General features: G+C 69.2%; 6 protein-coding genes and 1 pseudogene. All 7 read left to right on the plus strand.

Features of this window, described 5'->3' with window-relative positions; genetic code table 11:
• Positions 1-237 (plus strand): annotated as a pseudogene (locus tag VIR15_RS04855) (hypothetical protein); the annotation flags it as partial.
• Positions 238-596: 359 nt separating this feature from the next.
• Positions 597-1229, plus strand: coding sequence for a sensor histidine kinase (locus tag VIR15_RS04860; protein WP_331926345.1), 633 nt, complete (start codon positions 597-599; stop codon positions 1227-1229).
• The gene (locus VIR15_RS04865) at positions 1226-1876 is read left to right on the plus strand and encodes a response regulator (RefSeq protein WP_331926346.1); all 651 of its coding nucleotides are present in this window, start codon (positions 1226-1228) and stop codon (positions 1874-1876) included. Before VIR15_RS04860 ends, VIR15_RS04865 begins: the two co-directional genes overlap by 4 nt.
• Before the next feature lie 116 nt (positions 1877-1992).
• Complete coding sequence (locus VIR15_RS04870; protein ID WP_331926347.1) at positions 1993-2649, plus strand: LuxR C-terminal-related transcriptional regulator; 657 nt, start codon at positions 1993-1995, stop codon at positions 2647-2649.
• Positions 2642-3853 (plus strand): DegT/DnrJ/EryC1/StrS family aminotransferase, encoded by a 1212-nt coding sequence (locus VIR15_RS04875; protein WP_331926348.1) that lies wholly within the window; start codon positions 2642-2644, stop codon positions 3851-3853. Before VIR15_RS04870 ends, VIR15_RS04875 begins: the two co-directional genes overlap by 8 nt.
• On the plus strand, positions 3850-5349 hold the full coding sequence (locus VIR15_RS04880; protein ID WP_331926349.1) for a polysaccharide biosynthesis protein: 1500 nt from the start codon (positions 3850-3852) through the stop codon (positions 5347-5349). The genes VIR15_RS04875 and VIR15_RS04880 overlap by 4 nt, the downstream gene beginning before the upstream one ends.
• 81 nt (positions 5350-5430) lie before the next feature.
• Entirely contained in the window at positions 5431-6951 is a 1521-nt protein-coding gene (locus VIR15_RS04885; protein WP_331926350.1) for an RtcB family protein, read from the plus strand.
• Positions 6952-6986: the final 35 nt, after the last annotated feature.

Below are 6986 nucleotides of genomic sequence, written 5' to 3' on the forward strand. Positions count from 1 at the left end.
GCCGGTGAGACGCTCGGCGGAGCGACCGTCGTCGCGGAGCAGGTTGGTGGCCCGGTAGGAGCCGCCATCCTCGACGCCGCGCGGTCGGCGTTCGCCTCGGGGATGCACGCGGCGGTGTCGGTCGCTGCCGGGGTGGCAGTCTTCGGAACGCTCATCGCGCTGGCTGCCCTGCCGCGCACACCGATCGGCCACGCGGAGGAGGTGGCCGCGCCAGCAGCTTCTCAGCTGGCACGGTGATCCATCGGAGCCAGCCCAGTGGTCTCGAAGGACGAACCACGCAAGGTCGGTGCGCTGGGAGCTGGCTCAGCGGCATACGCCCACGTCTTCTGCCGTAGGCCGCTGGGCCGGTCCCCGCACGCACGCCGTCCCCCGGCGTGGTGGCGTTTCGAGCGGCAGCCAGGCCCCGCCGAACCACCTTTCGTCGGCTTTTGTAAGTGGTGGGCGGAATGTTCTGGAGCATTTTTTTGGTATCTGGACGTTGCTCGGAAAACGCGCCTACCTTGTATTTGCTGGGGAAGGGGGAGCAGCAAAGAGCACTCGGGGAAGTGGGAGACCGGTCGGCGGAGTGGCGTTCCGGTCAAGGGAGGGTGCGAGAGATGGACAGCGAGCACAGGGACCTGGGTGGGCCCGATGAGTCGGTGCAAGCCGACACGGTGAGGGCTCTGCTGCACGACCTTCGAGGGCCGGTGTCAGCCATTCGCCTGTTGAGCGACGGGTCGAGACCGTCTGAGCGACGTCTGACGGCCATAGCCGAGCAAGCCGGCTGGCTCGGCGCGCTGATCGAGTCGGCGCTCGGCAACGGGCCTGATCGCGTGCAGGCTGTCGACCTGTGCGTGGTGGTGGAGGAGGCGGTCGGACTCTGGCGCGCGACCGCGCCGTGCGAGATCGCGATCGACGCACCGGCGTCCGCCTGGGGATGGGCGCGGCCGGTCGCGGTCGCACGCGCTCTTGGCTGCCTCCTGGACAACGCCGTGAGGGCGGCGGGCGACGAGGGGCACGTCGTGGTCCAGGTGAAGGACGACGCAGCGGCTGGCGAGGTGCGAATCAGCATCCTTGACGACGGGCCGGGGCTCGGCCGGATCCCATCACGCACGTCGCTGGGCCTGACCACCACCCGAGCCGTCATGGCAGCCTGCAACGGTGGCTTCCGGATCCGGCCGGGTCTGGACGTCGGAACCGTGGCGGAGATCCGACTGGGTCGTGCCACGGAACAGCAGGCTGCAGGATGAGGATCGTCCTCGCCGACGACCACGCCCTGCTCCTCGACGCACTGGACGTTGCCCTCAATGGACGGGGGCACGACGTGGTTGGCATGGCTCGATCGCTGGACGCGGTGGTCCCGATGGTGAGGGAGCACGCGCCCGACGTGTGCCTGCTCGACGTGAACTTCCCTGAAGGGTCCAGCCTCCCGCTGATCCAGCAGGTCCGTGCCGCCGTGCCGCACACGAAGGTCGTCATGATGTCGGCTGACCCGAGCCACGACACTGTGGTCCACGCCATCGCGGCAGGCGCGGACGGTTTCATCGCCAAGGACCGTGCCATCGCCGAGCTCGACGAGGCGCTCGAACTGGCACTCGAAGGACATCTGGCTGTCGATCCGACGCTGCTCAAGGGTGCGCTCCGGATGAGTGAGTCACAGGACAACCCGCTCTGGGCCCTGAGCTTCCTGACGGACCGGGAGTGGCAAGTGCTGCGCTGCGTCGTTGACGGGATGGGCACCGAGGAGATCGCCACCTCACTCCACGTGAAGCGCAGCACCGCACGCACGCACGTCCAGAACCTCCTGACCAAGCTGGGCCTGCACTCCCGTCTGCAGGCCGTGGCCCTCATCGCGGCCCACGGCTCGGCGGACATCTGGCCCCTCAATGTCCGGTGACCGGGTGCCCGACCGATCACCCGACCTATCCCTGCATGGCGTAGTGCTTTTGTTGTAGAACGACATCCCCTCAGCAGCGGATCCGCGGGGAGGGGCGGGCGCGCACGCTGGTCGACATGTCGAGTCGGACCCGCATCGTCGTCGTCGATGACAGCCCGCTGTTTGCCGAGGCGATGGCCGTGCAGCTCGACGAGTGCGACGACCTTCAGCTCGTCGGCAGCGCAATGGACGGGCCCGGCGCGCTCGCCCTGCTCCAGTGGGCCGCCTGCGACGTCGTCGTCCTCGCCCATCCCCTGGGCGGCGACGAGGGGCTGGGCGTGGCCAGGTCAGTCCTCGCGCTCCGGCCCGGACCTGCGGCTGTCATGCTCAGTGACGGTTCCCGGGACGGGTGCATCCTGGAGGCGGTGGCACTCGGCGTTCGAGGGTGGGTCTGGCGGAACGACAAGCACACCGAGCTCTTGGCAGCCCTCCGGGCCGTGGCGCGTGGCGAGACGCACCTGCCCGTAGAACCCGTCCGACGCCTCCTCGCCGACCGGATCGTCAAGGGCCCGGTCGAGCTGTACCGGAAGACGGGCCCACACGTACTGACGAGGCGCGAGGAGGCCGTCCTCAAGGCGCTCGCAGCCGGACTGACCCGCAAGGAGATCGGCGAGCAGCTGCAGCTGTCGCCCAACACGGTCAGGACCCATGTCCGAAGCATCCTGCGCAAGTTCCATGTCCACTCCGCACCTGACGCAGTCGCCCTGTTCGGGAAGGTTCTTCAAGATGAGTGACGTTCTCTCGGCTCTGCCCACCCGAGCACCAGCGAATGGACTGACCGCATCCACGGCGGGTATCCCGTTCACCCGCACTGGCATCTGGCCCGAGGCGGCAGACGCGGTCGCTTCGGTACTCGCCTCGGGATGGGTGACCTCGGGCCGGCAGGTCGTGGAGTTCGAGCGAGAGTTCGCCAACTATCTGGGCGCGTCGCATGCCATCGCCGTCAGCTCCTGCACTGCGGCCATCGAGCTCGCCCTTCGCGGACTCGACCTGCCCCATGGGGCCAAGGTGCTCATGTCGACGATGACCTTTTGTGGAGCGGCGGGCGCAATTCGCCACGCCGGTCTCCTCCCGGTCCTCGCCGACGTCGACCCGGACACCGCGATGCCCTCCATCGACACCGTCGCTGCGGCCGCGCGGGCCGCGGGGGGCGTGGACGCCCTCGTCGTCATGCACCTCGGCGGGCTGCCGACCGACGTCGAGGCTCTGGCAGAAGCCGCCGGGGTGGCGCTCGACCACGTCATCGAGGATGCCGCCCACGCGCTCGGCACTGTCGTCGGGCGCCGGCCCGTCGGGACCATCTCGCGGGCCACCTGCTTCAGCTTCTACGCGACGAAGAACCTGCCCATCGGCGAGGGCGGCATGGTCACCACCGAGGACGAGGCCCTGGCGGACCGGATCCGCTGCACCCGGTTGCACGGGATGACGCGGGACGCCTGGCAGCGGTACCTCCCGGGTGGCAACTGGCGCTATGACGTCAGCTGGGACGGACTCAAGGCCAACATGACCGACATCCAGGCGGCGATAGGTCGGGTCCAGCTTCGACACTTCGAGGCGATGCAGGCGCGCCGGGCGGACGTGGCCGAGCGCTACGATCGCCAGCTCGCCGGCGTGCCGGGGCTCGATCTGCCACCACGGCCGTCGCTCGGCCGGCACGCCTGGCACCTCTACGCGGTACGCATCCTGCCTGAGTTCCGCGTGGGGCGTGACGACGCCATCGCGCTGCTTCGCGAGCAGGGGATCGGCACCTCGGTGCACTTCATCCCCGTCCACCAGCTCACCTGGTACCGGTACGAGTGCCTGCTGCCGGCCGGCGGACTCCCCGGCGCCGAGAGCGTGTTCGCGCAGACACTCTCCCTTCCCCTTGACCACGTGATCAGTGACACCGAGGTGGACGCCGTGTGCGCCGCCCTCATCGAGCTTGGAGGAATGCGATGACCATCCTCGAGTACGGGTGGACGCCGAGCGAGCTGGGGTTCATCCCCACGATGCAGCCCGGGCTGAGGACACTCATCGTCGGGGCCGGAGAAGCCGGGCGTGCTCTCGCTCGGGACCTGGAGAAGGTGTCCGAGTTCGGCCTCGCACCGATCGGCTTCCTCGACGACGACACGAGCAAGCGCGTGGTTCGGCGGCTGCCGGTGCTCGGCACCTTGGCCGATCTGCTCGCTGTGGCGACGGTGCAGCGGGTCGACGTGGTCCTGCTCGCCATCCCGGGGCTGCCTGCCGCCGAGGTCCGGCGCCTCGCCACAGCAGCCGCGCGCGTCGGTGCCAGCGTTCGGCACCTGCCCTCCTTCATCGCCCTGCTGCAACGCGACGTCGTGGGAACAGACCTGCGCTCCCTGGAGATCGGCTCCCTGATCGGTCGTCCGGAGATGCACGTCGTCTCCGCCGAGGTCGAGGAGATCATCAACGGGGCGCGCGTGCTCGTCACGGGAGCCGGTGGCTCGATCGGCAGCGAACTGTGCCGCCAGGTGTCCGGCTTCGTCCCCGAACGGCTCATCATGCTCGACCACGACGAGTCCAACCTGCACAGACTCCAGCTCGAGCTGACCGGAGAGGCGATGCTCGACTCGGACGACCTCGTCGTCGCGGACATCCGCGACGCCCGGCGCATGCACCAGGTGATGGCTGACACGAGGCCCGACATCGTCTTCCACGCCGCCGCCCTCAAGCACCTCCCGATGCTCGAGCGGCACCCGTGCGAGGGCGTCAAGTCCAACGTCATCGGAACGCTCAACGTGCTCACGGCCGCGGTCGACGCGGGCGTCGCCCGGTTCGTGCTCATCTCCACGGACAAGGCCGCCGATCCCACCTCGGTGCTCGGCGCGACCAAGCAACTGGCCGAACAGGCCGTCAAGTGGGCCAGCACGGAGGACACGATCGTGTCGGCGGTGCGTTTCGGCAACGTCCTGGGCAGCAGGGGCTCGCTCCTCTCGATCCTCGCGGAACAGGCGCGCAACGGTGAGCCGATCACGGTGACCCATCCCGATGTCACCCGCTTCTTCATGACGATCGAGGAGGCAGTCGGCCTCGTCCTGGAAGCTGCACACCTCGCGGTCGGCGGCGAGACCTACGTGCTCGACATGGGCGAGCCGGTCCGCATCGTCGAGCTCGTGTCGAACTATGCCCGTCAGCTCGAGCTGCCCGACGTGGAGATCCGCTTCACCGGCCTCCGTCCGGGCGAGAAGCTGCACGAGTCACTGTTCTCCACCACGGAGCAACCGTTGCCGACCGCACACGCGCGCATCTTCAGCACGCTGAGCTGTCCCGTTGCGCCCGACTTCGGCGCCGGACTGCAACGGCTCTTCGAGGCGTCGTCGCTCAACGCAACCGATGAGGTCAAGAGCGCACTCGGCGCGCTCCTCGGGACGTACGCCCAGGCGGCACCGGGCCCGGCCCTGGCCTTCCCTGCGCCGTATCCCGACGACTACTGACCGGCTCGACGACGGGCGAGCACCGAACCACCGACGACCACCGACACGACGGGTCCATCGACCCGAACGGAGGCACGACGCATGCAGCTCAACGTCATCGCCGGCACGACGCACCGGGCGCGGGGCCGCCACGTCGCCGGAGGCACCGAGCCCGACCAGGTGTTCACCCCGGTCCCGGGCCGGGCGGCTGGTACGACGGATCTCCGGCCCCGGGTCTTCGAAGGTCCCGCCCTGCCTGCGGACACGAGCGTGCTGCGCACCCTCGAGCTGGGGACCGTCGGCGTGGACCTCGCGGCGGCCCCGGTCGTGCTGCCCGACTTCCACCACAAGCGCACGATGGAGATGCCCTCGAGCATCGCCGTCGCCACGGCTGGGACGATCCGGCCGACGTTCACGAGCTCGTCGGTCAACTGCGGGATGGCCCTGATCGCGCTCGACTGCGACCGCCCGTCGGACAGCGCGATCGCTGACTTCTACCGCGCCGTGAGGGAGCGTTACCCCTACCCGACGCGAGGCGCGCGGGACCTGACTTACCGGGAGGTGATGGGGGCCGCCTCGGATGGCGGGCAGTTCGCCGTCGAGCGGTGGGACCTCGACGACTCCGAGCTCGAACGGGTCGAGGAGGGTGGACGGATCGACCTGGACCGCTGGGGTGGAGCCGCCCGGCTTCGCAAGGAGATGCCCGCGTTGACGTGGCAACTCGCCCGGCTCCGGTTCGGCACCATCGGACCGACGAACCATTTCGTCGAGCTCCAACAGGTGGAGGAGATCCTGGACCCAGAGGCGGCGGAGCTGCTCGGCGTCCGGGAGGGCCAGGTGACCCTTCAGTACCACGCCGGAGGCGGGGTGCTCACGGGCGCGGTCGGGCACCTCTTCCAGCGGCGCAAGGACACCGATCGGGTGATGCGAGCGGCGATGGCCGTTCAGAAGCCGCTCTTCCACCTGGCCACGTCCCGCTCCACCGCGCAGCTGCGCGACCGGATGCGCCTCTACTTCGCGAAGGGATGTCTTCCGGTCGAGCTGGACAGCGACGAGGGACAGCGCCTCATGCTGGCGAACGCGGCCGCGATGAACTATGGCTACGCCTTCCGGCTGGCGACCTACACCGCTCTGAGAGCGCTCGCGGACCAGGCGTTCGGCGGAGCGTCGGGGAGACTCGTCGTCGACTCACCGCACAACTCGATCTACGAGGAGGCGGTCGGCGGCGAGACGGCCGTCATGCACCGTCACAACTCCTGCCGCGCCTATCCCGCAGACCGGATGCCGGCCGGGACGACTTTCGCCCGGACCGGGCAGGCGGTCCTGCTGCCGGGGACGCATCGCACGTCCTCGTATCTCGCCGTGGCCGGGGAACGCAGCGAGGACAGCCTCCACTCGGCCTGCCACGGGGCGGGGACCGTGATCGACCAGTTCGAACGGTCTGGCCTCTCCCACACGGATCGTCTCGGCCGCCGCACCCTGCGGTTCCGCTACAGCGATGCGGCGCCGACAGAGGCCGCCCATCTCGACGACAACGGCGTCAACGCAGCCATGGCCGTGCTCACGGCCCACCACATCGTCAGCCCCGTGGCGCGGATGCGCCCCTTCGCGGTCCTGCACTGAACAGCGACGACACCCCGGAACGGAGTGAGCATGTC

This window comes from Intrasporangium sp. (assembly GCF_036566125.1).
Lineage (GTDB): Bacteria > Actinomycetota > Actinomycetes > Actinomycetales > Dermatophilaceae > Intrasporangium.

What these genes read in the sequence shown, in the direction of transcription:
- VIR15_RS04875 (WP_331926348.1), top strand. Translation starts at nt 2,642, where the DNA reads ATGAGTGACGTTCTCTCGGCTCTGCCCACCCGAGCACCAGCGAATGGA.
- VIR15_RS04865 (WP_331926346.1), top strand. Translation starts at nt 1,226, where the DNA reads ATGAGGATCGTCCTCGCCGACGACCACGCCCTGCTCCTCGACGCACTG.
- VIR15_RS04885 (WP_331926350.1), top strand. Translation starts at nt 5,431, where the DNA reads ATGCAGCTCAACGTCATCGCCGGCACGACGCACCGGGCGCGGGGCCGC.
- VIR15_RS04870 (WP_331926347.1), top strand. Translation starts at nt 1,993, where the DNA reads ATGTCGAGTCGGACCCGCATCGTCGTCGTCGATGACAGCCCGCTGTTT.
- VIR15_RS04880 (WP_331926349.1), top strand. Translation starts at nt 3,850, where the DNA reads ATGACCATCCTCGAGTACGGGTGGACGCCGAGCGAGCTGGGGTTCATC.
- VIR15_RS04860 (WP_331926345.1), top strand. Translation starts at nt 597, where the DNA reads ATGGACAGCGAGCACAGGGACCTGGGTGGGCCCGATGAGTCGGTGCAA.